General features: G+C 65.6%; 22 protein-coding genes and 1 pseudogene. 6 read left to right on the top strand and 17 right to left on the bottom strand.

The genetic code is table 11. The features are described from left to right. The first annotated feature begins 223 nt into the window (after window positions 1-223). A complete protein-coding gene (locus NET02_RS02800; protein ID WP_284055846.1) occupies window positions 224-502 on the top strand; it encodes a hypothetical protein in 279 nt (92 codons plus the stop codon). 94 nt (window positions 503-596) lie between these two features. Here NET02_RS02800 and NET02_RS02795 read toward each other — a convergent pair whose 3' ends face one another. Further along, a complete protein-coding gene (locus NET02_RS02795) occupies window positions 597-1967 on the bottom strand; it encodes a glutamine synthetase family protein (RefSeq protein ID WP_284055845.1) in 1371 nt (456 codons plus the stop codon). 156 nt (window positions 1968-2123) lie between these two features. Then, window positions 2124-3425 (bottom strand): MFS transporter, encoded by a 1302-nt coding sequence (locus NET02_RS02790; protein WP_284055844.1) that lies wholly within the window; start codon window positions 3423-3425, stop codon window positions 2124-2126. 664 nt (window positions 3426-4089) lie between these two features. On the opposite strand from NET02_RS02790, the gene NET02_RS02785 reads away from it, so the two are divergent. Then, on the top strand, window positions 4090-4464 hold the full coding sequence (locus NET02_RS02785; protein ID WP_284055843.1) for a cupredoxin domain-containing protein: 375 nt from the start codon (window positions 4090-4092) through the stop codon (window positions 4462-4464). 105 nt (window positions 4465-4569) lie between these two features. Here the strand turns inward: NET02_RS02785 and NET02_RS02780 are convergent, their stop codons facing one another. Both NET02_RS02780 and NET02_RS02775 read right to left on the bottom strand, forming a co-directional pair. Then, window positions 4570-4989 carry a YkvA family protein gene (locus tag NET02_RS02780; RefSeq protein ID WP_284055842.1) on the bottom strand — a complete coding sequence of 140 codons (420 nt, stop codon included), beginning with the start codon at window positions 4987-4989 and terminating at the stop codon, window positions 4570-4572. A gap of 338 nt (window positions 4990-5327) precedes the next feature. Continuing rightward, complete coding sequence (locus tag NET02_RS02775) at window positions 5328-5819, bottom strand: MarR family winged helix-turn-helix transcriptional regulator (RefSeq protein WP_284055841.1); 492 nt, start codon at window positions 5817-5819, stop codon at window positions 5328-5330. Window positions 5820-6351: 532 nt separating this feature from the next. On the opposite strand from NET02_RS02775, the gene dnaA reads away from it, so the two are divergent. After that, on the top strand, window positions 6352-7737 hold the full coding sequence (gene dnaA / locus NET02_RS02770; protein WP_284055840.1) for a chromosomal replication initiator protein DnaA: 1386 nt from the start codon (window positions 6352-6354) through the stop codon (window positions 7735-7737). 7 nt (window positions 7738-7744) lie between these two features. On the opposite strand, the gene NET02_RS02765 is transcribed toward dnaA, so the two are convergent. The 10 genes and pseudogenes from NET02_RS02765 to NET02_RS02725 all read right to left on the bottom strand — a co-directional run bounded on the left by NET02_RS02765 (window position 7745) and on the right by NET02_RS02725 (window position 19230). Beyond that, window positions 7745-8167, bottom strand: coding sequence for a hypothetical protein (locus NET02_RS02765; RefSeq protein WP_284055839.1), 423 nt, complete (start codon window positions 8165-8167; stop codon window positions 7745-7747). A gap of 15 nt (window positions 8168-8182) precedes the next feature. Then, complete coding sequence (locus NET02_RS02760; protein WP_284055838.1) at window positions 8183-11143, bottom strand: FAD-binding and (Fe-S)-binding domain-containing protein; 2961 nt, start codon at window positions 11141-11143, stop codon at window positions 8183-8185. A 131-nt stretch (window positions 11144-11274) separates the two neighbouring features. Further along, a complete protein-coding gene (gene ispH / locus NET02_RS02755) occupies window positions 11275-12240 on the bottom strand; it encodes a 4-hydroxy-3-methylbut-2-enyl diphosphate reductase (protein ID WP_284055837.1) in 966 nt (321 codons plus the stop codon). 26 nt (window positions 12241-12266) lie between these two features. Then, window positions 12267-13817, bottom strand: coding sequence for a phytoene desaturase family protein (gene crtI, locus NET02_RS02750; protein WP_284055836.1), 1551 nt, complete (start codon window positions 13815-13817; stop codon window positions 12267-12269). Continuing rightward, window positions 13814-15391: a carotenoid biosynthesis protein gene (locus NET02_RS02745; protein ID WP_284055835.1), complete on the bottom strand. Its 1578-nt coding sequence runs from the start codon at window positions 15389-15391 to the stop codon at window positions 13814-13816. The genes crtI and NET02_RS02745 overlap by 4 nt, the downstream gene beginning before the upstream one ends. Beyond that, window positions 15388-16125, bottom strand: coding sequence for a glycosyltransferase (locus NET02_RS02740; RefSeq protein WP_488624068.1), 738 nt, complete (start codon window positions 16123-16125; stop codon window positions 15388-15390). The genes NET02_RS02745 and NET02_RS02740 overlap by 4 nt, the downstream gene beginning before the upstream one ends. Further along, window positions 16049-16543 (bottom strand): annotated as a pseudogene (locus NET02_RS16655) (glycosyltransferase family 2 protein); the annotation flags it as partial. The gene NET02_RS02740 and the pseudogene NET02_RS16655, both read right to left, overlap by 77 nt. Beyond that, window positions 16540-17373, bottom strand: coding sequence for an alpha/beta hydrolase (locus tag NET02_RS02735; protein WP_284055833.1), 834 nt, complete (start codon window positions 17371-17373; stop codon window positions 16540-16542). The gene NET02_RS02735 and the pseudogene NET02_RS16655, both read right to left, overlap by 4 nt. Continuing rightward, window positions 17370-18266: a phytoene/squalene synthase family protein gene (locus NET02_RS02730; protein ID WP_284055915.1), complete on the bottom strand. Its 897-nt coding sequence runs from the start codon at window positions 18264-18266 to the stop codon at window positions 17370-17372. The genes NET02_RS02735 and NET02_RS02730 overlap by 4 nt, the downstream gene beginning before the upstream one ends. A 394-nt stretch (window positions 18267-18660) precedes the next feature. Beyond that, the gene (locus NET02_RS02725) at window positions 18661-19230 is read right to left on the bottom strand and encodes a TetR/AcrR family transcriptional regulator (protein WP_284055914.1); all 570 of its coding nucleotides are present in this window, start codon (window positions 19228-19230) and stop codon (window positions 18661-18663) included. Between the two features lie 392 nt (window positions 19231-19622). Here NET02_RS02725 and NET02_RS02720 point away from each other — a divergent pair, with 392 nt between their 5' ends. Next, the gene (locus NET02_RS02720; RefSeq protein ID WP_284055832.1) at window positions 19623-20849 is read left to right on the top strand and encodes an MFS transporter; all 1227 of its coding nucleotides are present in this window, start codon (window positions 19623-19625) and stop codon (window positions 20847-20849) included. On the opposite strand, the gene NET02_RS02715 is transcribed toward NET02_RS02720, so the two are convergent. Next, entirely contained in the window at window positions 20846-21367 is a 522-nt protein-coding gene (locus NET02_RS02715; RefSeq protein WP_284055831.1) for a MarR family winged helix-turn-helix transcriptional regulator, read from the bottom strand. The genes NET02_RS02720 and NET02_RS02715 overlap by 4 nt on opposite strands. A gap of 428 nt (window positions 21368-21795) precedes the next feature. Here NET02_RS02715 and NET02_RS02710 point away from each other — a divergent pair, with 428 nt between their 5' ends. Beyond that, the gene (locus NET02_RS02710; RefSeq protein ID WP_284055830.1) at window positions 21796-22452 is read left to right on the top strand and encodes a 50S ribosomal protein L25; all 657 of its coding nucleotides are present in this window, start codon (window positions 21796-21798) and stop codon (window positions 22450-22452) included. 31 nt (window positions 22453-22483) lie between these two features. Here the strand turns inward: NET02_RS02710 and NET02_RS02705 are convergent, their stop codons facing one another. Continuing rightward, window positions 22484-22942, bottom strand: coding sequence for a hypothetical protein (locus tag NET02_RS02705; protein ID WP_284055829.1), 459 nt, complete (start codon window positions 22940-22942; stop codon window positions 22484-22486). 45 nt (window positions 22943-22987) lie between these two features. Further along, the gene (locus NET02_RS02700) at window positions 22988-23503 is read right to left on the bottom strand and encodes a CpXC domain-containing protein (protein WP_284055828.1); all 516 of its coding nucleotides are present in this window, start codon (window positions 23501-23503) and stop codon (window positions 22988-22990) included. Between the two features lie 243 nt (window positions 23504-23746). On the opposite strand from NET02_RS02700, the gene NET02_RS02695 reads away from it, so the two are divergent. Then, window positions 23747-24001: a hypothetical protein gene (locus NET02_RS02695; RefSeq protein ID WP_284055827.1), complete on the top strand. Its 255-nt coding sequence runs from the start codon at window positions 23747-23749 to the stop codon at window positions 23999-24001. Window positions 24002-24040 lie beyond the last annotated feature (39 nt).

Genomic DNA, 24040 nt, shown 5'->3' with positions numbered 1-24040 from the left:
CCTCGCGCCGCCGCTCCGAGTACCATGCTGTGGGAGAAGCATCCCGCGCACTCCGGCCACGTGGACGCCGGGCTGCGAACGGCCCGGTCTCTTCGATCGGAGTAGCAAGATGGTGTGAGCCCGTTGACTGCATTGACAACAGCGGCTACCAGCTACGAGCGCGGTGTCGATCAGGGCCCCGCAATGCCTTCGAGGGCTTTCGATCAGCGGGATGGAGGGGACCATGGCAGAGACACATCCGTTTCGACTGCGCCCAGAAGAGATAGCCGAGCGAGCGCGCAAGTTCTTCGGACCGGGTGGTCTGGGTATGAACCTGATGAGCGATGAGGGCGGCCGGCTGCGGTTCGAGGACGTCCGCGGCTTCGTCGAGCTGGACATTCGAGCTGACGCGAATAACCAATCCCGCGTGACGTTCCAGTACGAAGGCTTCGAGCGCGAAGTTCACGAGTTCCGGCGCAAGCTCGCCAAGCAGGCGGCCGAGGAGACCCGTTCTCCAGAGTGAAGCCAGCGACCCGCTAGAGGACGTCTCCAGCAAGCGGAGACGGGGGCAGCCAGCATCGCCTGCCCCCGTCTCTGGCCCGTGCTTCAGGCGTGGCCTAGTAGATCTCGAGATAGCGATCCAGCTCCCAGGGTGTCACGTACTGCCGGAAAGCATCCCAGTCACGCTTCTGCGCCTCGACCAGGCGCTCGAAGACGTGCTCGCCTAGCGCCTCCCGAACGACCTCGTCGCGCTCGAGTTCGGCGATGGCCTCACCCAGCGTCGACGGCAGCACGCCGACGTTGCGCCGCCGGAGATCCTCCTCGGTGAAGTGGTAGACGTTCTCCTCGATCGGCTCCGGCAGCGGCAGCTCGCGCTCGATGCCGTCCAGCCCGGCAGCCAGCATGACGGCATAGGCGAGATACGGGTTCGCCGACGGATCGGGGCAGCGCAGCTCGATGCGGGTTGCCTGAAGCCGTCCGGCGCGCACTGCCGGCACCCGGATCAGCGCCGACCGGTTCTGCCGCGCCCAGCTAATGTAGACCGGTGCCTCGTAGCCTGGCACCAGCCGCTTGTAGGAGTTCACCAGCGGCGCCAGCACCGCGCACATACCACGCGCATGGTAGAGCTGCCCAGCGATGAACCGCTTGGCGAGCTCCGAGAGCCCGTATGGGTCGCTGGTGTCGACGAAGGCATTGGCACCGCTCTCGAGCCAGGCCAGGCTCTGGTGCGTGTGCATGCCGGAGCCGTTGATGCCCTGAATCGGCTTCGGCATAAAGGTGGCGTGCAGGTCGTGCTGCTGCGCCACTGCCTTCAGGGTGTACTTGAACGTAATCGCGTTGTCGGCGGTCGTGAGCGCGTCAGCGTATTCGAAGTCGATCTCGTGTTGGCCGACGGCGACCTCGTGGTGACCGGCCTCGACCTTGATCCCGAAAGCCTCGAGTGCCCTGATCATGTCCTTGCGGACGGATGCGGCGAGATCCGTCGTGAGATCGAAGTAGCTCCCCTGGTCGTGCGGGAGGGGCGCAATGCGGCCATTCTCTCTACGGAAGAGGAAGAACTCCAGCTCGGGCCCCGTGTTGTAGACGAAGCCGAGCTTGGCGGCGCGCTCGAGCTGGCGCAGCAGAACGACGCGGGGATCACCGGGGAAGAGATCACCATTGGGATTGTAGACCCAGCAGATGACCCGAGCTGTCGTGCCGGTGCCACGCTCCCAGGGGATGACCGCAAAGGTCGACAGATCCGGCATCAAGTACATGTCGCTCTCAGCGATGCGGGCGAACCCTTCGATCGACGAGCCGTCGAACCACTGGCCCTCTTCGATGACGTGCGGGAACACTTCGACGGGGATCACCACGTTCTTGACGATCCCCATGATGTCCGTAAATTGCAGGCTGACGAACTCGACGCGCTCTTCTTCGGCTCGCGCCAGCACCTCGTCCGCCGATGGGGCGGGCGCCCGGCGGCCGATGACCGTCGTGTCGACCACCAAGGTGACCTCCTTACCCTGCTACACCGTATCGATACCACCGAGTGGGGTCGAACCCCCAAGCAAGAAGCATACGGCGGCTCTGACGATGCACCTATGGGCAGGTATCCCAAATCACGCGAGAAATTTGTGCTCAGTGCACAAATCGAGCCCTTCTTAGCTGGCCGCATCCTCCGCGGCCCGCGCCGTCTCTGCGACGCACTCGACGGTCGAGCCGGGCAACAATGCCCTCTGTCGTCGCGTGACCAGCACTAGCGTGACCAAAGCCGGAACCAGCGCGGCAGCGGAGGTGCCCAGTGCTGCCCGAACCGAGATGTGCAGTCCAACGAGGCCGATCAGCGGCCCACCAGCAATCTGGCCGAGCGCGTCGGACTGGCTACTGATCGAGAGCACCGTCGCGCGGACGGTCGATGGTACGCCGTGGTTGATCAAGGCGGCGTACAGCGGCTCGGTCACCTGGCGAAGCAGCATGACTGACCAGTAGCTCATGAGAGCCAGCGGGAGCTGGCCCGAGGCGGCAAAGGTGAGCATGGCGACGAACTGCAGCCCCGTTAGCAGCGTGAGCGCCCGGGCGATCGCGGCGTAGGAGCCGGTTTCGAGCCGCCGCCGGGTCAGCTCGGTTACCACGAGGCTGAGCACCAGCGTCACTGCCTGGATCACGCCGAACCAGGCGACCGGAGCCAGCGGGCCGATGGTGGGCAGGGTAACCTCCTGGAGGAGATGCAATGCCCAGAGCCGGTCGAACCCCTCGCTGGCCAGGCCCCAGAGAGCGCCAACCCCGAGCAGTAAGAGCAAGACGGGATGACGACGCGTCACCTGCAAGCCCCTGGTCAACGTGGTTCGGAACACAGCCCAGGCGGCACCTCCATCGTGGGCGCCAGGCTGGAACCGCCGCTCCGGCATCAGCCACCGGAGCGCCGAGGCCAGCGCGAGGAAGAGCACCCCGGAGGCCAGGATAGGCAGGTTGAGGCGAAGACTCGCGAGAAGCGCGCTGAGGACGATCCCGGTGAGGGCACCGACCTGGGCCGCTTGAGCTGCGCGCAAGAAGACCGGTGCAACGAGATCCTCCCCCACTTCATCCACGATCCAGGCCCTGTCAGCGCCACTCGTGAAGGTGTAGCCGATTCCCCAGAGCACCTGTGCCAGGACGATGGTCGCGAAGACCGGCATTGCGCCTTCGAGCAGGAAGCCGAAGCCTACGAACACGAGGCCGACCAGGATCGACAGCCGACGGCCACGCAGGTCGGCGAGAGCGCCCGTGGGCACCTCGGCGAGAAAGATCGTGAGTTCGAGCGCCGTGCCGACCAGCACGAGCTGAAGCGGATCGAGTCGTGCCCACTCGATCCGGTATACGCTGCTGACCGTGAAGGCGAGGGCGTAGCAAAACGCGGCGCCGCCGGCAAGCAGGTAGTAGGACCGGATGGCTGCGCGGTAAGGCGAAGGGTGACCTGACGGCATAGGTGCTCCTGATAACCCTTCGGGGCGACCCGATATCGACACCCTTCACCGAACCCGGCACTTGACTGCTCGCGGGGCACCGAGAAGCCCCTGAGGAATACCGCACCGCCGTCGAGGAAGGAGCAGTCGCCTCGCCGATGCTGGCGCCTCACGAGCGGGTCGCGAGAGCATGGTCCGGACCAATCGGTCCACTGGCGAGGAGCCCCCAAAGACCCGTCGAGCATCCGAGCGGCCGGGCAATCCAACACCAGCGGCCTCGCCAAAAAAGACGATCCCGACGAGCCACCCCAGTGCCCAGCGCCGCCCTGTCGCGTCCCATTGGCCCGCGGAGCTGGCATAAGCCAGGCGCCGCGACCTCTGGCGTGGGCCCTCCCGGCTTCCCGGTTGGGCCAGGGCCGGTCAGCGTTGGCTGACCGTTGCGCCGGACCCGAGAGCGATCTCATCGGGACCGCACGTACATACTAGCATGCTGTGTGACCTCGTGTCAAGAGCCACAGGCTCGACCTGCCGGTTGGCCTGGCTGCTTCCTACCGGTCGGCCGGCGCGAGCCTGCGCACTACCCCGTCGGGTGGTTCCGAGACCACCCATTAGGGCGTGGCAGAGCACGTCGTCGCTCCTCCAGCCTTGTCACGAGAGAAGAGGAATCGCGTTGCGGAGGTGCCCGATGCGCGCACGCCCTGTCCTCGCGATGCTGGCCACGGCGGCGGTCTTGGTCGTCGTGACTGCCGCATGTATAGCCCCGAACCGGGCTGCTCCAACTGGCGAGTCGACCGAGGTTCGTGTAGTAGCACGCGAGTTCGCGTTCGAACCGGCAGCAATCCAGGTTCAGGCGGGTCGACCGATCACGGTCATCCTCGAGAACCAGGGCGCGGTCGAGCACGAGTTCGAGGTGCACGGTGTGGATTTTCACCTGCACGCGGGCCCGGGGCAGACAGTGAAGGGCAGCCTTACCATCGCCACCCCCGGAACCTATGACGTCACGTGTGAGATTCCAGGCCACAAGGAAGCGGGGATGGCCGGCGAACTCGTCGTCGACTGAGAGTGATCCTCGCCGGCTCAGAGGCACTACGCCGGACGGTTTCTCCCAGCGGCTAAGAAAACTGCGTGCTGGTACTCGCGCTGCCGGCCCTCGGTTCGGGTGACCTCAGCGGAAAAGCCTGAAGGTGAGCAGAGCTACGAGCGCGGCGAGCGCGAGCCAACTCGCGACTATCAGGCCTGCGCCGATCCAGCCCACGCCCCGCCCCTGCGCCAGCCGTGCCTCCGCGCTCACCTGGCTCTCGGCGAGGACCTCTCGGGGGATCATCCGGATCACCAGCACTACCAGCAGTGGCACGAGGACGAGGTCGTCCAGATGTCCGAGCACCGGGATGAAGTCCGGGATCAGATCGATCGGGCTTAGCACGTAGGCGGCGATACCGAGCGCCATGACACGGGCATACCACGGCACCCGAGGATCCCGGCCCACCAGGTACAGTCGATAGGCCTCGAGCTTGAGCCTGCGCGCCCGCTCGCGCCAGACCTCGATCGCGTGCCTTTGCAGACGGCGCCGTCTCGTCGTTCCCATCGTCGAGCAGGGTCCATCTCTTTGTCCTCTGTGCACCTTCAGCGGAGAGGTCTTCAGCGCGGGCACAGCGTCGTGGCGTTTCGTCGCGTCCTGATCCCACCAGGCCTCGGGCCTAGCTCATCCTGAGCGCTTCGAGGCGCTCCGGTCAGCTCCGCCGTGCTCCATCCCGGCACCTGAGGGCGCGAGCAACACGAGTGTCGCCTGGAGCTCCGCGTGGCGGCACTGAGCGCGCCGAACGCCTTCCCGAGGATAACCCCAGTGCAACCCCGATGCGACCGAATCACGCACAGCCGGTGGGCAAAGTTGACCGTGGCCAGCGCTCGCCGAGGGCTCCCCGGTCATCGCGTACCTGTGTCCCTGACGCCTCGTTCCAGCTCCGGCGAGGCGAGGCCCGAGTCCTTCGCCGCCTGCGCGAGCGCGGCCAGGCCGCGGTCGAGGGATTCGAGGTCTTCGAGAGCGAGTCGCTCGAGAAGCGGCAGCAGGGCTTCGCGGTTCCCTTGCCGCAGACGGCGGGTCAGGTCATCCCCGGCTGCGGTCAGTCGCACGAGCGTGCGACGGCGGTCGGCGGGATCTTCCGCCCGGCTCACCAGCCCGGCTTGCACCAGCCGATCCACCAGATGGCTCGCCGTCGGGCCGCTGATGTCGAGCCGCTCTGCCAACTCGCCCACGGTTGCCGGCTGTGCAGTAGCAAGCGTGAAGAGCATCCTCAACTGCGCGGTGGTCAGCTCCAGTTCCATCCATTGCCGCGAGCTGGTTGCGTGGAGCGCCTGGATCACGAGTCGCAGGTTCTCCAACAGCCGTTCGGTCAGCCTCTGGCGCTGCTCACGCATCGACTGCACCTCCAACCAGCGCAGTGTAGCACGACCCGTTGACGACGATCATTCACTCGTCCCGAACGAAGGTGTGCCCCTCTCCATGGAATGCTCTGGGAATGATCACGATCCCCTCCGCGTCTGGCGCCGAGGAGCCCAACCCGGCCAGAGGTCGGATAGCGGACCAGTTGTATGACCCGAACCAGTTCGCATGTTGACATTCCGTGCCTTCGCGGCAACCCCTAGCCTCGCTGGGCGGCTATGACTTTGAAGCAACGTTCACTTTCCGGTGGGAACCATTGCGGGCCCGCTGACGTATATATGAGTGGAGACCGGTCGATCCGGACTCCGTCCAGTCCTCCAGCAGGAGCGAGAACCGCTCCACCCCTCCCCTTCCCGCGCACGAGCCGGGTCATTTGGGCCCGGCTCTGCGTTTTCGGCGTGCCGGCGAGACACATCTTGTCGTCATGAGGGCCACGTGCTACGATCACCCGTACGGATATGTACGTACACATCCGGAAGAAGGCCGGGCGGCCGCGGAGGACCGGCAATGCAGGCGAAGCAGATCTGGCAAGTTGCGCTCAGCGATCTCGAGACGCGCGTTTCCCGAGCTAACTATGAGACCTGGCTCAGGAATACCGAACTGATCTCCTTCGAGGACGACTGCGCGACCATCGGAGCGCCTAACAGCTTCGCCGTCGAGCAATTGCGCAGCAAGTTCGCCGCTCCCATTCAGGAGACGCTCTCGCTCATTACCGGCCGTCCGGTGGCCGTTCAGTTCGCGGTACTCAACAGCGACCGGCCGGCGCTTCACCCCACCCCGCGCCGCCAGGCTCGGCGAACCGCCGTGGCCGAACTCGAGGCGCCACCGACACCATCGTCTCGCCAGCTCGAGCTCACCGTCACTCCGGAACACGGCCTGAACCCGCGCTACACGTTCGAGAAGTTCGTGGTGGGCGCAAACAATCGCCTCGCCCACGCGGCAGCCATGGCAGTCGCCGACCGCCCGGCCGACAAGTTCAACCCGCTCTTCATCTATGGTGGCGTCGGCCTGGGAAAGACTCACCTGTTGCATGCCATCGGTCACCGGGCACTCGCGCGCCGCCCGCAGCTCAAGGTTCGTTATGTCTCGTCGGAGACCTTTACCAACGACCTGATCCATGCCATCCGCCAGCAGCGCACGGATGAGTTCCGCAACCGCTATCGGACGATCGACATTCTCATGATCGACGACATCCAGTTCATCGCTGGCAAGGAGAGCACGCAGGAGGAGTTCTTCCACACCTTCAATGCACTCTACCAGGCTGGCAAGCAGATCGTGATCTCGAGCGATCGGCCGCCGAAGGCCATCCACAACCTCGCCGATCGCCTGCGCTCGCGCTTCGAGGGTGGCCTGCTGGCCGATATCCAGGCGCCCGACCTGGAGACCCGTCAAGCGATTCTAGCCGAGAAAGGCCGCGAACTCGGCGTGCGCGTGCCGGACGACGTTCTCGAGTACGTGGCCCGCAAGATCGAGAGCAACATCCGGGAGCTCGAGGGCGCGCTCAACCGCATCGTGGCATTGGCCCAGCTCTACCACCGGTCGATCACGCTGGATCTTGCAGTGGAAGCGCTCACCGACTCCCATGCCGAGGCTCGCCGCCAGCAGCTCACGCCCGAGGCGGTCATCGATGCAGTCAGCCAGCAGTACCGGGTCACTGTGCCAGAGCTGGTGGGGCCTGCCCGGCGGCGAGATGTGGTCGTCCCCCGGCAAGTGGCGATGTACCTCATGCGCGAGGAGCTCGGGCTGTCACTGGTCGAGATCGGCCAGCGGCTGGGCGGGCGCGACCACACGACTGTGCTGCACGGGATCGAGAAGATCGAGCAGCAGCTCCAGAACGATGGCCAGCTCCGCGGCGAAGTGCTCGCCGTCCGCGAGCGACTCTACGGGGGCTGAGTCCCGCTCAGCGCCGCCAACTCAGAAAGTGCAGCGCCAGCACCCCAGCCCAGGCTGCTAGTATGCCGGGCAAGCCAGCGGTCGCACCGCCGATGGCGGTCAGTGGGATGGCGAATGCCAGCAGCAGGATCAGCCGCGGCATGGTGACCCACGCGACTCGCCGACGGCGCCGCTCATACTCGGCCAGCCGCTGCTCGACGCGCGCGTCGATCGTGCGCTCGATCTGCTGCAAGAAACGCTCGACGACCAGCTCTTCGTAATCCTCCCCCAGCTCGCGCCGGGCACCGAGCGCGGCCCGTAGATCCATGAGAGTATCCGGCCGCGCAAGTCGCGCGTCCGAGCGCTCCGGCAGGCCGGCCTGGCGCAGGAACGCCTGGATAAGCTGCGCTGGCAACGCCAGCCTTGACTGCGGGGACGATCCTACCGGCATGGTTCACCGCCGATCTCAGTCGGCCGCGGCCCTCACTGCCACTCCCGCTGGGTGTGCCGCGAGGGCGAGACGCGCGGCCAGCACTTCGACCAAGTGCAGCGGACGGCGGCCGGTAAAGTGACCGATCTGCTCGCGGCATGACACGCCGGCCACCGCGATGAGCACGTCAGGCGGCTGCTCCTCTACCTTCGGGAAGAGTCGCTCCGCCCCGATCTTGCGCGAGATCTCGTAGTGTTCCGCCTCGTACCCGAAGGAGCCGGCCATGCCGCAGCAGCCGGCGCCGCTCTCCTCGACCGTACAGCCGGCCGCCCTCAATACCGCGAGCGACGGCTTGACGCCGATGAGTGCCTTCTGGTGGCAGTGCCCGTGGAACAACACCTTCGGCCCCGGCTCCTCGCGCCAGGGCAGCGACAGCTCACCTCGCTCGAGCTGCTGGGCCAGGAACTCGTCGATCATGAAACTGTTCCGGGCCACGACCTCGACGTCGGGGTGGCCAGGCAGAAGGTCTTGATACTCGTCGCGCAGGGTCAGGATGCAGCTCGGCTCGGTGCCGACGATCGGGATGCCGGCCCGAGCGTACGGCGCCAGCGATTCGACGTTGGCGCGCGCTAGCCGGCGAGCGCCCTCGACCAGGCCTTTGGAGAGCATCGGGCGTCCGCAGCAGGCCCGCCGCTCGACAATGGTTACGCTGTATCCGGCGGCTTCGAGCACCCGCACCGCCGCGCGGCCGATCTCCGGGTAGTTGTACGTGGTGAAGGTGTCGTGGAAGTACACCACCGGGCCACGAACTGCGTCTCCAGCCGGCGCGGGCCGCTCGCGGAACCAGCGGTCGAACGGCACGCGGGCGAAGCGCGGGAGCTCGCGCTCGGGATGCACGCCGAGCGCCCGCTTGCCCAGGCGACCCAGTGGGCTGCGAGCCGCTAGGTTGGCAAACGGAGCGACCCGCGAGCCGAGCCTGTTGATCAGATGAATATTGCCGAATGCCCGAGCGCGCAGCGGCGTGCCGTGGGCACGGTAGTAGTGCGCCAGGAACTCGGTCTTGATCTTCGCCATGTCGACGCTGGACGGGCACTCAGTCTTGCACGCCTTGCAGGCGAGACACAGGTCGAGCACCTCATACGTGCGGGGATCGGTGAAATGCTGCGGGCTCAGCACCCGGCCAGCCAGCGCCGCCCGCAAGGCATTAGCGCGCGCCCGGGTCGTGTCCTTCTCGTCGCGCGTGGCAATGTAGGACGGGCACATCGTTCCGGCGCCGAGCTTGCGGCAGACGCCAGCGCCGTTGCACATCTCGATCGCGCGCGCGAAGCCACCATCGCGCTCGAAGCTCAGGTACGTCTTGATGTCCACCGTGCGGTAGTCCGGGCCGTAGCGCAGGTTCTGATCCATCGGCGGGCAATCGACGATCTTGCCCGGGTTCATCAAGCCGGCCGGATCGAAGATCGCCTTCAGCTCCTTCATGCAGCGATACAGCGTCGGCCCGAAGAGGCGCTCGTTCAGCTCACCCCGGGCCAGACCGTCGCCGTGCTCGCCGCTCATCACGCCGCCGAAGCGAATGGCGAGCTCCAGCGCCCCCTCGGTCAGCGCCCGCATCGTGCGGACACCATCGACTGACTTGAGGTTGACCAGCGGCCGCACGTGGAGGCAGCCGGCGCTAGCGTGGGCGTAGAATGCCGCGGTGGTGCCGTTCTCGGCGACCAGCCGCAAGATCTCGCGCACGTACTCGGCCAGATGCTCGACCGGCACGGACACATCTTCGATGCAGGCGATCGGCTTCGCGTCGCCGCGCATGCTCATGAGCAAGCCTTGCCCAGCTTTGCGCACCGACCAGACGTCGGCTTGGCGCGCGGGGTCGAAGACCGGGATGGGATCTTGCACGACCCCGTGCCGGGTCAGATGTTGCTGCAGTCGCTCGACCTTCGCGGCGAGCTCAGCTTCACTCTCGCCGTAGAACTCGACCGTCAGGATGGCCTGCGGCTCCCCCTGGATGAAGGCGATCTGGGAAGCGAAGCCCGGCTGCTTCCGGGTCAGCGAGATGAGCAGTCCGTCCATCAGCTCGACGGCGGACGGTTCACACTCGAGGATGAGCGGCACCGCCTCCATCGACAGTACCAGGTCGTCGAACTGGAGCAGGACGAGCGCGGTGCGGGTCGGGCGTGGCACCAGGTTCAGCGTGTACTCGAGGCCGAACGCGAGCGTGCCCTCGGAGCTGGCCAGTAGCCGCGCGAAATTCACGTCCTCGCGCAGCAGCTCCTTGAGGCCGTAGCCGCTGGCCCGCCGCCAGTGGCGCGGGTACTCGCGCTCGATCGCGTCGGCATAGCGATCCCGCAGAGCCAGCAAGTCGCGGTAGAGCTGGCCCTCGCGTGTCGAGAGCTGGGCACGGGCTGCCAGCTCGTCCGGCTTGAACTCCTGAAAGATGATCTCTGTCCCGTCTGAGAGAATCGTATGTGCGGCGATGACATGATCAGAGGTCATGCCATACAGGATGGAGTGGGAACCCGAGGCATTGTTGCCGATCGCCCCTCCGATCGTGGCACGGTCGGCGCTGGCGGGATCCGGGCCGAACATCAGGCCGTACTTGCGCAGCTTGGCGTTGAGCTGGTTGACCACGATCCCCGGCTGGACTCGGGCGACCCGAGCCACCGGATCCACTTCCAGGAGCTGGTTGAGATACTTGGACGTGTCGATGACGAGGGCTCGGCCCACGGCCTGTCCGGCGAGACTGCTCCCACCGCCTCGTGGCAGGATCGGCGTCTGGTGCTTCGCCGCGAGCTCGATCGTCCAGCGGACATCGTCGTACGTCTTCGGGATCACGACGCCGAGTGGCTCGATCTGATAGTTCGAGGCGTCGGTGCTGTAGAGCATCCGGCTGTAGAGGTCGAAGCGCACCTCCCCCTCGAGCCGCCAGCGTAGCTCTTGCTCCAGTTCCCTCAGAGCCGGATCAGTCCCAGCTCCATGCTCACGATGCCTCGCGCGCATCCCGCTTCCCCTCTGGAATCCGGCGCTCCCAGATCCACCGCAGGTCGTCTCGCCATCGCAGGCACACCCGGTTGCCGTCTCGGAACCAGTCTACCACCGGTTCAGCGATCGACGGCGACCCGGCAGCACGCTTACTCGGCGAAATCGTCGACATCCGGGTCGTCTAAGCGCCACAGTCGCGCCGGGGGGTCGAAGCCGCGCTCGACCAGCGCCTGGATCGTCTCCAAAATGACGACATCTGGGGTAGAGGCACCGGCACTGAGCCCGACCGTCTGCACGCCCTCGAACCAGTCCGAACGCAACTCGGCGGGGCCTTCGATCTGGTAGCTGGGCACGTTACATGCGCGCCCGACCTCGACGAGGCGCGCGGTGTTCGAGCTCTTGCGCCCGCCGATCACTAAAACCAGATCGACCTGCCGCGCAAGCTCGCGAAGCGCCTCCTGTCGCTCCCAGGTCGGTTGACAGATCGTGTTCACCACCCGCAGTTCTCCGCCGTGCGGCAGGATCAGGCTGGCAAGTTCCTGAGCGAAGGAGAGAAACGGCTCCGTCTGCTTGGTCGTCTGCGAGATCAACGCCACCTTGCGCGGCGGGCACGGGCCCTGACCATTTCCACGCGGCGCTGTCCAGGGCAAATCGGACGAGCGCTTAGCGACGACGGCACGGCTCGTGTCAGCCCACTCGAGGACTCCACGCACCTCGGGATGGTTACAATCACCGAAGATCACCAGGAAGTATCCCTCGCGCACCAGCCGCGTCGCGAGACGCTGTACCTTCATCACCAGGGGACAGGTCGTATCGATCACCTCCAGGCCCAGCGACTCAGCCTGCGCCCGCTTGCTGGGCCCGGCACCGTGCGCGGTGATCGCCACGCGGTGAAACTTGGCCGCATGAGCATCGGCGATCGATTCAACCGGTTCGATACCGTCGTTCCGCAACTCCTGGACGACGTGGGGATTATGGATGATGTCGCCGAGCGCCGCGATCGACCCGCCCTCGCGAGACGCCTGTCGCACGATGTCGAGCGCGCGGCGCACGCCCCAGCAGAACCCCATCACCTCCGCGAGCACGATGCGACGCCGACCTGATGCCTTCTCCATGGCAGCACGCCTTCCGACTACGTGGTTCACCGTCGTCCCCTCCCACCGGTCGGCTCGACGAGCAGTCGTTCGACGGGCGCGACGACGGCCTTACGACTCATAGCTAGGTCCTCGAGCACCAGCCGGCTGGTAATCCGTGCCGAGAGCAGCACTCCAGGAATGCCGGCGCCCGGATGCGTCCCAGCGCCGACCAGGTAAAGCCCCGGCACTGCCCCGCGATTGTGCGGTCGAAAGTAGGCTGACTGCCCGAGCACGGGCTCCAGTGAGAACGCCGCCCCGAGATGAGCGCCCAAACGCTCGGCAAAGTCGAGCGGTGTCCGCTCCTCGAAGACGACAGCCTCGCGGTCGATTCCCTGGAGACCATGCAGATAGCTCAAGGTAGACAGCACGCGTGCTCGGAGGTGCGCGGTCCTCTCTTGCGACCAGCCGCCTGCCTTACCCAGGTGGGGAACCGGCGTCAACACGTAGAGGCTCTCAGCCCCCGGCGGGGCAAAGCTCGGATCGGTGCGCGCAGGCGCGTGCAGGTAGAACGCGAGCTCGGACAAGATGCCGTCACCGTTGAAGAGCTCGCGGATATGGGCTTCGTAGTCAGAGGGCATGAAGATCGTGTGGTGTCGCAGCAGTGGATGCCGCTTGTGCAGGCCAAGGTACAGGAGATAACAGCTCATCGAGTATCTTGCCCGGCGCAACCACTGTCGCCACAGGCCTGCCTGCGCTTCGCCAGGGAGCAGGCGCAGGTAGGTCGTCGCTACGTCGGCGTTGGAGACTACCGCACGAGCACGGAGTTCCTCGCCTCCCGCGAGACGCACGCCGTCGACGCGTCGGGCCGAGAGCAGTAGCCGCTCGACCGGCGCTCCATAGCGGATCTCACCGCCGAGGTCGAGGAACAGGTCAGCCAGCGCACCAACCACCCGACCCATCCCACCTACGGCGAAGAAGACTCCTCCCTGCCGCTCGAGGTACGGGATCATGCCGTAGATAGCGCTGGCTCGCAGCGGATTTCCGCCGATGAAGAGCGGGTGAAAGGAGAAGACCATCCGGAGCTGCGGGTGAGTAAAGTAGCGCGAGACGAACCGGTAGACGCTCTCGTGCGCCCGCAGCCTTAGGAGTTGGGGCAAAATGCGCAGGAAGTCTCCGAACCGGTCGAAGGGCTGTCCTGCCAGATCCAGGAACGCTCGCTTGTAAATCGCTTCGGTAGCAGCCAGAAAGGCCCGGTATCCGCGGACATCGCGTTCCGAGAAGCGCGCGATCTCGGCTTCGTCGCGCTCGCTGTCGCCCCAGTAGTCGAACCACCGGCCATCCGCGAACACGATCCGGTAATACGGCTCGAGCCGTACCAGCGTGAGGTCATCGTCGAGCGAACGACCCGCACACGCCCACAGCTCGCGCAAGAGACTGGGTGCCGTGATCAGCGTGGGGCCAGTATCGAACCGATACCCATCCCGCTCGAAGACCCCCGCCCGACCTCCAGGCGTCTCACACCCCTCGACGATGCAGACGCGCAGGCCGGCGGCCTGCAGGCGTACGGCGCAGGCCAGTCCACCGAGGCCAGCTCCGATCACGATGACATCCCTCATCGACCGCCCTCCCCTGAGTAGGTGCCGTACGTGTAGGCCGGCTCTGGCGCAGGCGCCGAGAGCGCGCGCACCTCCGCCTCGATGGCAGCCAGGGCGGCTTTCTGGTCAGCCGTCTCGTTGACGAAGATCGGCGGGCCGAACTGCACTTCGACTTTCTTGTTACCAAAGGGGTCGTAGCGTAGCCCCACCGGCACCACCGGAATGGGGACGCCGCATCTCCTTGCGGCCTGGCAGGCCACCCAAACGACCCCGGGGTGGAAGGCATGACCGAGTCGATCACGCGCGCCCGGCGTGTGGGGATCGACAACCGGGAATCCCTCGGGGAAGACGACCACGATCTCCCCTTCGGCGAGCCGGTTCAACGCCTCGCGCAGTCCACCGACGAGATATCGCTGGACTTCTTCCTTAATGTAGACCGCCGGGGGATCCGGAAGCTGAAAGCGTTGCGGCCGGAGGATGACCGGCCAGCGGGCCCAATCGCAGAGTCGCTCCATCACGAACCGCTGCCAGCGCGTTCCCACCCAGTCGAGCGCGACGACAAAGCGAAGTGGGCGAGATGAGGCCACAATCAGGGCACAAGCGTCATAGAGGTGATGTTCGTGGCGCACCGCCAGCACGGCAGGGCCACTGGGCAGCAGCCGATCCACGTTCGAAACGCTGATCTGCCACCCGCGCAAGACGACACCGGCGCCGAGGCGCAAGGCGAGATCCACGGCTCGGCGCGAGCGAGGATTCCTGTGTGCTCGGCTGGTTCGCCGTTCTCGCGCTCCGATGAGCGGTACCAACGCGGGCAAGCCGCCAGCAGCGAGGCCGAGCGCGATCGCAGACCACAACCCGACGCTCGCGCAGAGGACGACGGCGAACGCGAGGTTTGCCTGATAGACGACGACCGGGAACAGCGGCCTCCCAGTCAGTGCCGGATCGCTTCGCCACAGCAGCCGGCTGAGTCCCATGAAGGCGAGCGCGGTGAAGGCCCAACCGGCGAAGTTCTGGAGCGGCATCCCGTGGTACGGGCCAGTCTCGTGCCAGACCCAAAAGCGCGCCGACAACGTCTCATGCGCCATCGCCGGGTCGAGCACGAGATCCCAGACCACGAGTAGCCAGACGCCCGCCAGCAGCCGGACTGCCACCCCGAGGCGTCCCTTCAGAGCCCGAAAAAGCTCGATTCCGATCAGGTAGCTCGCCAGACCCATGTAGAACCAGGAGAGCGGGATCGTAAAGGGAACTCGATCGAGAATCTTGTAGCCAAGACCAGAGGTATAGCTGTAGTTGCCGAACGGCCATCCGGTACCGGTGCCGATGAGCTCCGACGCCAAGGACAGCGTGGTCGCGCAGCCGAAGAAGATCGCCGTTCGCCTCAGCCCCAGCTTCGCGATACCGAACGCGAGCACGGCGACCGCGGCCAGAATGATCTGCACCGCACCAGCGTAGCGTGTGCCGAACGCGTAGACGTCGGCCGCCACCTGGCTGTGCGACCAGAGATCTGGACGCCGCATAGCGATCGTCAGCCCGGCCAGGCCGAACGCCATCGTGGCGAGATGAGCAGCCAATGCCCACCACGCAACCCGGTTCATTGCATGCCTCCTACCAGGATCGTCCTGCCACGCCAGCTATGGCGGCGTCTTGCGGCGCGTCGCCAGATCTCGATGAGCACCGGCAGATCGGCGAGCGGTGAGAGCCAGTACCACCACCGGCGATTCAGATAGGCCCTGCGCATGCCGGCCAGCACGCCGAGCCGCACGGCCAGCAGCGCCAGGTTCACTTCGAACAGAGGGCGAGGCAGAGCCCGCCCGAACAGCTTGAGCAGGCAGATCGGAAGTGGCAGTCCCTGCGCGAGCAACATCAGCGAGAGCTGCAGATTCGTGCGCAGCCGAGACTGCCCATCCGCTAGCGCCAGAGAACGCGGCCAGCCACGCCAAACTTCGACGCCGCTGCGATACATCTTGACCGAAGCGGCTTCCCTGGCCTCGAAGAATCCGAAGGGCCGACCGTCGGCGACGATTCGCCGCGCGAGGGCGACGTCCTCGGCGTTCGCGGTCGCGACCGCTGCGAAGCCACCGATCTCGTCGAGAAGATGCTCATGGAGTAGCATCACCTGGCCGTTGGCGAGCACGTCGGCAGGGCGGTGCACCGTCGTCCCCGGGATGCCGAAGCGGTAGACCAGCGAGGCGAGCATCGCTGGGTGGAGTAGCCACCTCAGCCGATCCCCCCCCGAGCGCCTGCATGGGCGCGAGACTAACCGCCTGCAAGTTGTCACGCCGCGCGGTCGCCAGCAGAGTGCGGACCATGTTCGGCGACGGACGGACATCGGCGTCGACGGTCAGTACCCAGGACGCGGAGCGCGAACGGGCTTGCCAGCCGGCCTCCAGCCCCCAGGATTTCCCATTCCACCCGTGCGGTATCGGCGCAGCGGAGATCAGGCGTACCCGCCCGTCGCGGGCCGCATATGCCAGCACGAGCTGAGCGGTGCGGTCATCGGAGCCGCCATCCACGACCACGATTTCGGCCACTTCGTCACCGCTCTGGATGAGTCCCTCCAGGCACGGGGCGAGCCGCGCTTGCTCGTTCAGCACGGGTACGATGACGGTGACCCTCTGGGCGATGTCTGCATGCAGGCAGTCGGCGAGTGCCCGTCGGTTGAGAGCGCTCCACGCGAGTCGCCGGACGACCGCGAGCAGGGCTACGCACTGGAGCCAGGCGAGCAGCGTCCAAGCGTGCCGGATCATGCCAGTCCTCCCGTTACGTACTGGCCGATGAGCCGGAAGGCCAGCTCAGCACTGGGGTGATCGAGTCGGACGAGCTGGTGGTCGCCAGGCACCTCGATCAGCGTGACGCGACCGGCGAAGCGTTCGACGAGTCTCCGTGTCGTCCACGGCGGCACCGTCCGATCGTCGAACCCTTGAATCACGAGCACCGGGCATCGCACGTGTCGGGCCGCCCGCAGGGCGCCCTGGCCGGTCTTGCGCAGCTCATCCAGAGCGGAAAGAGGCAGGCGCACCTCACGGAGAGCCGCTTGGACGGTGGGATCGTCGAGGTCGAGAGCCGGATTCATGGCCTCGAACACCTTTCGTGTCGACGGGTTCCCAAAATCGGCGTTGGCGAATGGCCGAAGCTCCTTGACCACGCGCCGGGCGAGAGGCAAGAACGGAACGCGCCAATCGCCAGGCAGGAGTCGTGTAAAGGGCGCGATCAGCACGAGCCGCTCCGGCGGCGCGAGCGCTGCGATCTGGACGGCGATCGCTGCGCCCATTGAGAAACCGAGCAGGACTGCAGCGCCGTTCGAGCGAGCGCGCACCTGCTGCCAGCTCTGCAGCGCGCAATCGAGCCACTCCTTGGCCGTGACGGTGGAAAGCCGCTGCACCTCATTGCCGAACCCGGGAAGCAGTGGCGCGGTCACGGCTGCCCCCAGGTCTGCGAGCGAGTGAGCCAGAGGACGAAGTTCTGCCGGCGTGCCCATAAACCCGTGTATCGCTAGCACAAATGGAGTGGTACCAGGCAGCGCGAATGCCTGGTGTTCTGGTCCGGCGAAGAGGTGCGTCGCAGGGAGCGCCGTCATCGTTCCTCCCCATGATCGGACGCGGCGAGCGCGAGCGACGTCCAGAACGCGCGGCACAGGTCGATGATCTTTTGATCAACCGTTGTTGCCGCCCGGAGCCGCAAGGTATCGTAATCGTTCCGCTCGACCTGCCTGAGAATGCGACGGTAGGCGTGCGCGGCAGTCCGAATGCCGATCTGCGTCTCGACCGGCAGCAAGCCGATGCCTTGGAGGGCGCGATCGTAGTAGGCGTCGGCGCGGATGATTTCGAAGCGCATGAGCGCGCGGAAACGGTCGTCAGGCCCGCGGCCGGCATGCAGCAAGTTGAGGAGATGATCGGGAGAGCAATCGAACCGGCGCAGATCCTCGAGCGGCAGGTAGAGCCGGCCCCGCCGCAGATCTTCGCCGACATCGCGAACGATGTTCGTCAACTGCATCGCGATGCCGAGGTCGCGGGCAGCCCGGAGAGCAGGCCGGGAGGTTGCCCCGAGAATGGGTGCCATCGCGAGCCCGACGGTTGAGGCAACGCAGTAGCAGTATCGCAAGAGCGCGATGGTGTCAGGCACCGGTCGATGCTCCAGGTCGGTGAACAGGCCCTCCAGGAAGTCCAAGAAGTGAGCCCGGTCGATCCGATACGATGCGATAAGCGTGGCGAGGTCACTTCCCAGGGGCTCTCTAGGTGCCGCGCCGGGCTGCAAGCACAGGAACCAGCGGCGCCAGGCGAGGAGCTCGCGTCGAACCTCGGCGTGGAGGGCCACCGGTGTCTCGTCGACGAGATCATCGAGCGTGCGAAGAAGGCGTAGAGGACGGCGATGTCGTCTCGAACGGCAGCGGGGAGAAACGCGCTGGCGAACGAGAAGGTTCGGGCGTGGTTTCGCATAACTGTGGCATATCGCGCGGAAGCGCCTGGGCATGAAGGCGTGACGCGGGGCGAGACGACGGGTGTCCACCCGAGGAGTCGGAGCGCCACGAAGCACCGCTGGCCAACAATGGAGGCTCTCGCCGCGAGGGTATTCAACCTAATCATAAGTAGGCTCCGGTTGTGACCACACTCGTTGCCACGGAGTATAGCTTATCCCCGCCTCCTGGGACGAGACACGGCCGCCCGTCCCGATAGGCCGGGGCAGGCAGGCCGTGTCTAATAACCAGGCTGGCCTAAACGAAGCCAATCACCGGAGCCTGGTGCTGGACTCGCTGGAGGTTCCGCTTTCTACCGCAGACCGCACCTGGTACCGGAGTGCGGGCCAACGTTCGGGGCTTGGTGCAGCTCGGCCAGGTGAAGCGAGCGTCCCGCTCCGGTCCAGACCCCTACCGCCGGAGCCCGCTCAAAAGGATCTCCAGCGCCTCGCCCACCAGCTCGTCGGGCTGACGGTTGGTCAATCGCGATGTCGCGATGATACCTTCAGCGGTAGAAAGCACCAGCGCGGCCGCCAGCCGCTCGTTCGCAACGCGCGCCTCACCGCGCTCGCGTGCCGCCGCGATCATCGACTCGATCGGCTGCACCAGGGATTCGACCGCAAGCTGGGTCAGCCGCTTGGCATGCTCCTCCGACACCGCTGGGAAGTCGGCCAGGAGCATACGCGCGAGATCGACCGGCGGGTGTGACACGAGCCACTGCATGACGGCTCGGAGCTGGGCCTCGAGCTGCGGACCAGCATCGCGGATCGCCTGCTTCAAGCCCTCAGCGTGGGCATTGAGTCCACGCTCGGTCACCGTGACGTACAGCTCCTCCTTCCCACCAGGGAAGTGGTAGTAGAGCGATGCCTGGCGAATGCCCAGCTCCTGGGCGATGTCGCGCAGCGTCACCGCCTTGTAGCCGCGCTCAGCGAACAATCGCTCAGCGACTGCGTTGACTCGTTCACGCGCTGGACTCTGCATGACAGCCACGGTTACCCTCCTGCCCTACGTCTCCCCACCTATATGATGATCATAGCGGAAGTCTGCTCGTACGTCAACTGGCCGTTTGGTCACGCAACACACAATATTCAATGCCGGTTCCGGTCATTAGCATATCCCGCGTTGCCTCGTTCGTTAGCTCTGCACGCACAATTCCGCCGTCATCCATGGATCGACTAAGTGTTTGGTCTATGATAGCACGACTGCAATAGCCGGCACTCTTCGAATCTACTTCGCGCCGCACGCTTGTTTGGCGAGGACAAGAGGGATTTCCTGTCGTACGCTAACGATGCCAGCTCCCACTCGGCGAGCTGGACCAGCAGGGAACGTCCTGCGGCCTCTACCTGGAGGCGTTCCATCGGGACTCGGCCGGTATGCGCGAGCCACAAGCGAGTATTGCCGCTCGCTCGCCAGTCGCAGCAGCGCGGGCCCTCTGGGCAGCGCGTCTCGTCGTCTTCGTCGCTTTCTTCGATCTCTTCGTACAGTATCCGCTGGCCGCACCCTACGCCGAATGGCTAGGGGCCGCGCCTGCGCTCACTGGCTTCATTGTCGCCAGCTACTCGATCGCGAACCTCGCCGGCAACATCGGCGCGGGCATGTTGCTCGACCGGTTCGGGCGGGCAAGACCCCTCGTACTCGCGCTACTCGGCACCGCGCTCGTCCTGGCCGCCTACACGATGGTACGCGACGCCTACCAGCTCATCATCGTTCGGCTATTGCACGGGCTCGCCGTCGCTACCCTGGCGCCCGGAGCATTTGCGCTCATCGGGGACCTAACCGCCCCGGATGAGCGCGCTCGCGCGATGGGGATCAATGGCGCCCTGATCGCGATCGCTGCAATGGTGGCTCCCCCGCTGGCAGGAGTGCTCCAGGACCGTCTCGGCTACGAGCCAGTCTTCCTGGCCGATGCCGCGTTGATGGCCCTGGCAGTGCCGGTTACCTGGTTGGCGTTGCGACGTGTGCACGCTGAGCCGGCTGCGCCTTCCAAGGCTGAACGATCCCACAGCGTGGACCGCTACCTCACGCTGGCGCGCCGGCCGCGACTGGCACTGGCCTATGCCACAATTCTGACCTTCACGGTCAGCCTGGGCTTCCTGGTCACACACCTGCCGCTGGCGATCGAGGTGGGTGGAGGAACAGCAGCCCAACGAGGATTGGCCTTCAGCATCTATGCCTTGGTGGCCGCCCTGGTAATGGCAAGTCCGCTCACCCGCTACAGCGACCGCCGAGGGCGCAGCAGGCCGCTGGGACTCGGACTGCTGCTCGTCGGTCTCGGCCTGCTCACATTGGCACTCGGGCTCGCGCGCCCCGCACTCGTGCTCGGGATGACCAGCTTTGGGCTCGGCTTCGGCCTGCTCTTCCCCTCGGCTAGCGCACTCGTCGTAGAATCGAGCGCGCCTCCAGAGCGAGGATCAGCCTTCGGGCTCTTCTACGCGCTCTACTCAATAGGCGTCATCGTCGGAGCCACCCTCAGCGGTCTCCTCGCGAGTTGGGCCGGCATAGCTTCTCCACTGCCGTTCCTGATCAGTGGCCTCCTGAGTGCCACAGCCGGGCCGGTGATCCTGCTGGGTACGCTGGGCGGATCTCGCGACGCGAGCTAGCGCGCCCGATCGTCCGCTTCTTTCACCGACGGCGCCCGGCCAGGGAGCTCGGTCGAGATGGCGCCGATAAGCAACTGTAAGCTCCGGGCCACTTCGACCCGCTCCGGCTCGTCGAGGCGATCGAGCGCCCGGCGCAGGTTCGGGAACGGGGCAGCCTCACGCGTAATCAGCGCCGCCCCCGATGCCGTCGCGCGAACGATCGTTACCCGCCGGTCGCGTAGATCGCGCTCACGGACGATCAGCCCGCGCGCCTCGAGCCGGTCCAGGATGCCGGTCATCGTGGGATTCGAGACGCCGATTTGCTGGGCCAGATCGGAGACCCGGGCCGGGCCACTGGCAACGAGCAACTGCAAGGTTACCCGCTGGCGCGGCGGCAGCTCAGGCCCACCACGATGGGCCACAACCGTCAGTAATTGGAGCGAGGTGCACAGTTGGAGAACAAGATGTGCCAGAGTCGCCGGGTCGGTGGCTTCCGCTTGATGACCAGTGATCATTGCCTGGTCTGCCCTTATCGTCATCGCTACGGCTCTCCCCATTGCCGCTAAGCATATGAGTTTCCGGCAGAGGGGTCTGGTACGAAGCGGCTAATCGAGGGGGCAAATTGGTCCTACCAGGCGGGATGAGCATCGAGTGCACTCGTCGTTTACGTCGTCATCCTCACCCGACCCCTGCTCCTGCCGTCACCGTTTCTTGCAATTCAACGCGGCAAGGAGCGATCCTTGCCGGTTCTACACTTTGACCATAACACACTCGCAAGCACCGGGCCAGGCGCCTCGCCGTCCTCATGTCACGCGCCGACATCACAGTTTGCCTGAAGCGCGGGCAACGTGCTAGGCTACCAGGATGGCATAGCGAGCGCGATGTATCCGCCTCACGACACGCGCATCGCGCAGGTACAGGGGTCGCACCACCGCTCGCACTCGGGGAAACGCGACGGGAGGACAAGATGGCAGAACACCCGGAGCTGAAGGGAATGCCTCGTACAATCGTTGGCAAGCAAGTCAAGAGGCTACGGCGCCAGGGACTGGCTCCCGGAGTCGTCTATGGCCCGGTCGTTGATAGCCCCGTTCCGATCAGCGTCGACGCGCAGGAATTCGACCGGGTGTACCAGCGCGCTGGCTCCACGACGCTGGTCGATCTCCTCGTCGACGGCCGGACATTCACTGTCTTCATCCGGGAGACGGAGCGGCACCCGGTCACTCGCCAGCTCCTGAACGTCGAGTTCTACGCGCCTGATCTGCGACGGCCGATCGTGGCGCTCGTTCCGGTCGTCGGCGTAGGCACGCTCCCGGCGGGCGTCGATGGTGTCGTCACCTACGCGAAGCCAGAAGTGGAGATCAGGGCGCTGCCAGAACGGATCCCGCACCAGATCGAAATCGACCTGAGCCTGTTCAGCCCTGAACGGCTCGCGATCCACGCCGGTGAGCTTCCGCTCCCTGAAGGGGTCGAGCTCGTCACGGCGCCTGATGATGTCATTGCCGTCGTCGAGGCGGGCATGATCGAGGCCGAGGAGGTAGCAGCGCCGGAGGCGGAGCTGGCAGAGGAGATCGGCGATCGCCCAGCCGCGGTCGAGGAAGGCGCGGAACCTGTCGAGGAGGAGTAAGGTCGCAGCGCAGTTCGCGGTGCGAGCGATGTCACTGTGGCAAGCGGCGCGGCAGAGGCAACTGCGCCAGCCGGCGGCCGCTTGCCAGCCTGAGGAGAACCAGGGCGCCCGCCAACCCGACCAACCCCAGTCCGATTCGGCGTACGGCTGGGGCGTGGGACGTGTCATCACGGAGCGGTGTGGTCCAGATGCTGGTCTTATGCATCATGAGCTCTTGTGCCGAACCGAGCACCTTGATCCGTACCTCGGTAATGGTCAGCTCCGTACTCGCCAGCGTGTCGCTCGCCTCTTGCCGTCGCAACGCTCGTGAACGGCTCCGCAGAGCGCGGCGGGCCAGTCGAATCAGGTCCGGCGCAAGCTCGGCACTCATTCCGGCCAGTGCCCGCGCTGCAGGGTAGCGGGCCCACTCCCACCGACGAAGCCGGGGCGGCCAGGTATCGGTTGCTACCTCTGACCGGGAGAGTGGTACCGGAAGTCGCGACTCGACCATCGCCCCTCCTCGATTCACAAGGAGTCTGCGGTCACCAACCGGCACTCAGGCGTTCCGCACATCGTCCGTCCCTGGCCCCTCGGGAGGTTGACCGGAACCCGCCTGCTCGCGCCGTGCCCGCCACTCCCGTTGCGCCACCTTCACCGCTTCCTGGCCTCCCAAGTACTTTTCGATCATCTCGTCGAAGCCGAAGACGACATCGACCCGCACATCGTAGTTTGCGTACTTCAAGACCAGATCCTCGTAGCGCGCCCAGTACCAGTCTTCCCCTCCCCCGGCGTGAATTTCCCAGGACGGGCGCACCTGGACAACCAGCTTCCGCTCCGGGTCGTAGTAGTCGAAGATTGTATCGATTTCCTTCGGGGTCTTGCAGAGGGGACAGGCGGTGCGGTGCATCGTCTTCAACAAGATCCCCAGCCGGGCATCGGGATGGGTCGCCACGTTCACCCGGCGCGCCACCGGCGCGCTCCACGAGGCATTACAAGGCACGCATCGCATCTCGATCTCGGTAAACTCGGTGGTGATCTCTGGTGCTGTCTCGCTCGTTGCCTGCTCGGTCATGGAGGCTCCAATAGTCTTCGGCGTCCTGTCACTCAAGCCAATTCATGCAACCGCTAGAACGGAGCCACACGTGATCAGCTTGCCCCTCGTACCATTGTAGCCTGGACCTACACGATGTGCCGGACTCTCGGCACGCTGCAACCTACTGCGAGGCACGGCTCGCGAGCAGCTCCCTTTGCCTATCGACGGCCCGGAAGATCGATGGAGACCCGTACAGCGAGACTCCAAACGAGGGGAATGCCCATGGACGGCACGCATGAAGATATCGTCGAAGCCCTCCGCAGCCGGGGATTCCGCACCGCGTACGAGACATCGGCGATCGCGATCTTGACCCATCCCGACCGCCCTGGCGTCGAGGTCCGAGTAGGCACCGTGTATGTGGTGATCGAACTGGATGGGCGCGAGATTTATCGTGTCCATCACGCCCAGTTCGATCTCGCTGAGGCACTCCGGCGGCTCGCCGACTCGAGCGCTGCACCAGCGCCCGATGGCTCCTGATGTCCATGAGTACACTTAACCACATAAGGTGAACGGATG

The organism is Thermalbibacter longus, assembly GCF_023806485.1.
Classification (GTDB): Bacteria; Chloroflexota; Chloroflexia; order Thermomicrobiales; family Thermomicrobiaceae; genus Thermalbibacter; species Thermalbibacter longus.
Note: the sequence above shows the minus strand (reverse complement) of the source record. Positions and strands in the feature narration are given on the sequence as shown.

Bases quoted from the DNA above. Each gene is read 5' to 3' on its own strand.
- NET02_RS02800 (WP_284055846.1), top strand. From the start codon at position 224: ATGGCAGAGACACATCCGTTTCGACTGCGCCCAGAAGAGATAGCCGAG.
- NET02_RS02790 (WP_284055844.1), bottom strand. From the start codon at position 3,425: ATGCCGTCAGGTCACCCTTCGCCTTACCGCGCAGCCATCCGGTCCTAC.
- NET02_RS02785 (WP_284055843.1), top strand. From the start codon at position 4,090: ATGCGCGCACGCCCTGTCCTCGCGATGCTGGCCACGGCGGCGGTCTTG.
- NET02_RS02780 (WP_284055842.1), bottom strand. From the start codon at position 4,989: ATGGGAACGACGAGACGGCGCCGTCTGCAAAGGCACGCGATCGAGGTC.
- NET02_RS02775 (WP_284055841.1), bottom strand. From the start codon at position 5,819: ATGCGTGAGCAGCGCCAGAGGCTGACCGAACGGCTGTTGGAGAACCTG.
- dnaA (WP_284055840.1), top strand. From the start codon at position 6,352: ATGCAGGCGAAGCAGATCTGGCAAGTTGCGCTCAGCGATCTCGAGACG.
- NET02_RS02765 (WP_284055839.1), bottom strand. From the start codon at position 8,167: ATGCCGGTAGGATCGTCCCCGCAGTCAAGGCTGGCGTTGCCAGCGCAG.
- NET02_RS02760 (WP_284055838.1), bottom strand. From the start codon at position 11,143: ATGCGCGCGAGGCATCGTGAGCATGGAGCTGGGACTGATCCGGCTCTG.
- ispH (WP_284055837.1), bottom strand. From the start codon at position 12,240: ATGGAGAAGGCATCAGGTCGGCGTCGCATCGTGCTCGCGGAGGTGATG.
- crtI (WP_284055836.1), bottom strand. From the start codon at position 13,817: ATGAGGGATGTCATCGTGATCGGAGCTGGCCTCGGTGGACTGGCCTGC.
- NET02_RS02745 (WP_284055835.1), bottom strand. From the start codon at position 15,391: ATGAACCGGGTTGCGTGGTGGGCATTGGCTGCTCATCTCGCCACGATG.
- NET02_RS02740 (WP_488624068.1), bottom strand. From the start codon at position 16,125: ATGTCCGTCCGTCGCCGAACATGGTCCGCACTCTGCTGGCGACCGCGC.
- NET02_RS02735 (WP_284055833.1), bottom strand. From the start codon at position 17,373: ATGACGGCGCTCCCTGCGACGCACCTCTTCGCCGGACCAGAACACCAG.
- NET02_RS02730 (WP_284055915.1), bottom strand. From the start codon at position 18,266: ATGCCCAGGCGCTTCCGCGCGATATGCCACAGTTATGCGAAACCACGC.
- NET02_RS02725 (WP_284055914.1), bottom strand. From the start codon at position 19,230: ATGCAGAGTCCAGCGCGTGAACGAGTCAACGCAGTCGCTGAGCGATTG.
- NET02_RS02720 (WP_284055832.1), top strand. From the start codon at position 19,623: ATGCGCGAGCCACAAGCGAGTATTGCCGCTCGCTCGCCAGTCGCAGCA.
- NET02_RS02715 (WP_284055831.1), bottom strand. From the start codon at position 21,367: ATGACGATAAGGGCAGACCAGGCAATGATCACTGGTCATCAAGCGGAA.
- NET02_RS02710 (WP_284055830.1), top strand. From the start codon at position 21,796: ATGGCAGAACACCCGGAGCTGAAGGGAATGCCTCGTACAATCGTTGGC.
- NET02_RS02705 (WP_284055829.1), bottom strand. From the start codon at position 22,942: ATGGTCGAGTCGCGACTTCCGGTACCACTCTCCCGGTCAGAGGTAGCA.
- NET02_RS02700 (WP_284055828.1), bottom strand. From the start codon at position 23,503: ATGACCGAGCAGGCAACGAGCGAGACAGCACCAGAGATCACCACCGAG.
- NET02_RS02695 (WP_284055827.1), top strand. From the start codon at position 23,747: ATGGACGGCACGCATGAAGATATCGTCGAAGCCCTCCGCAGCCGGGGA.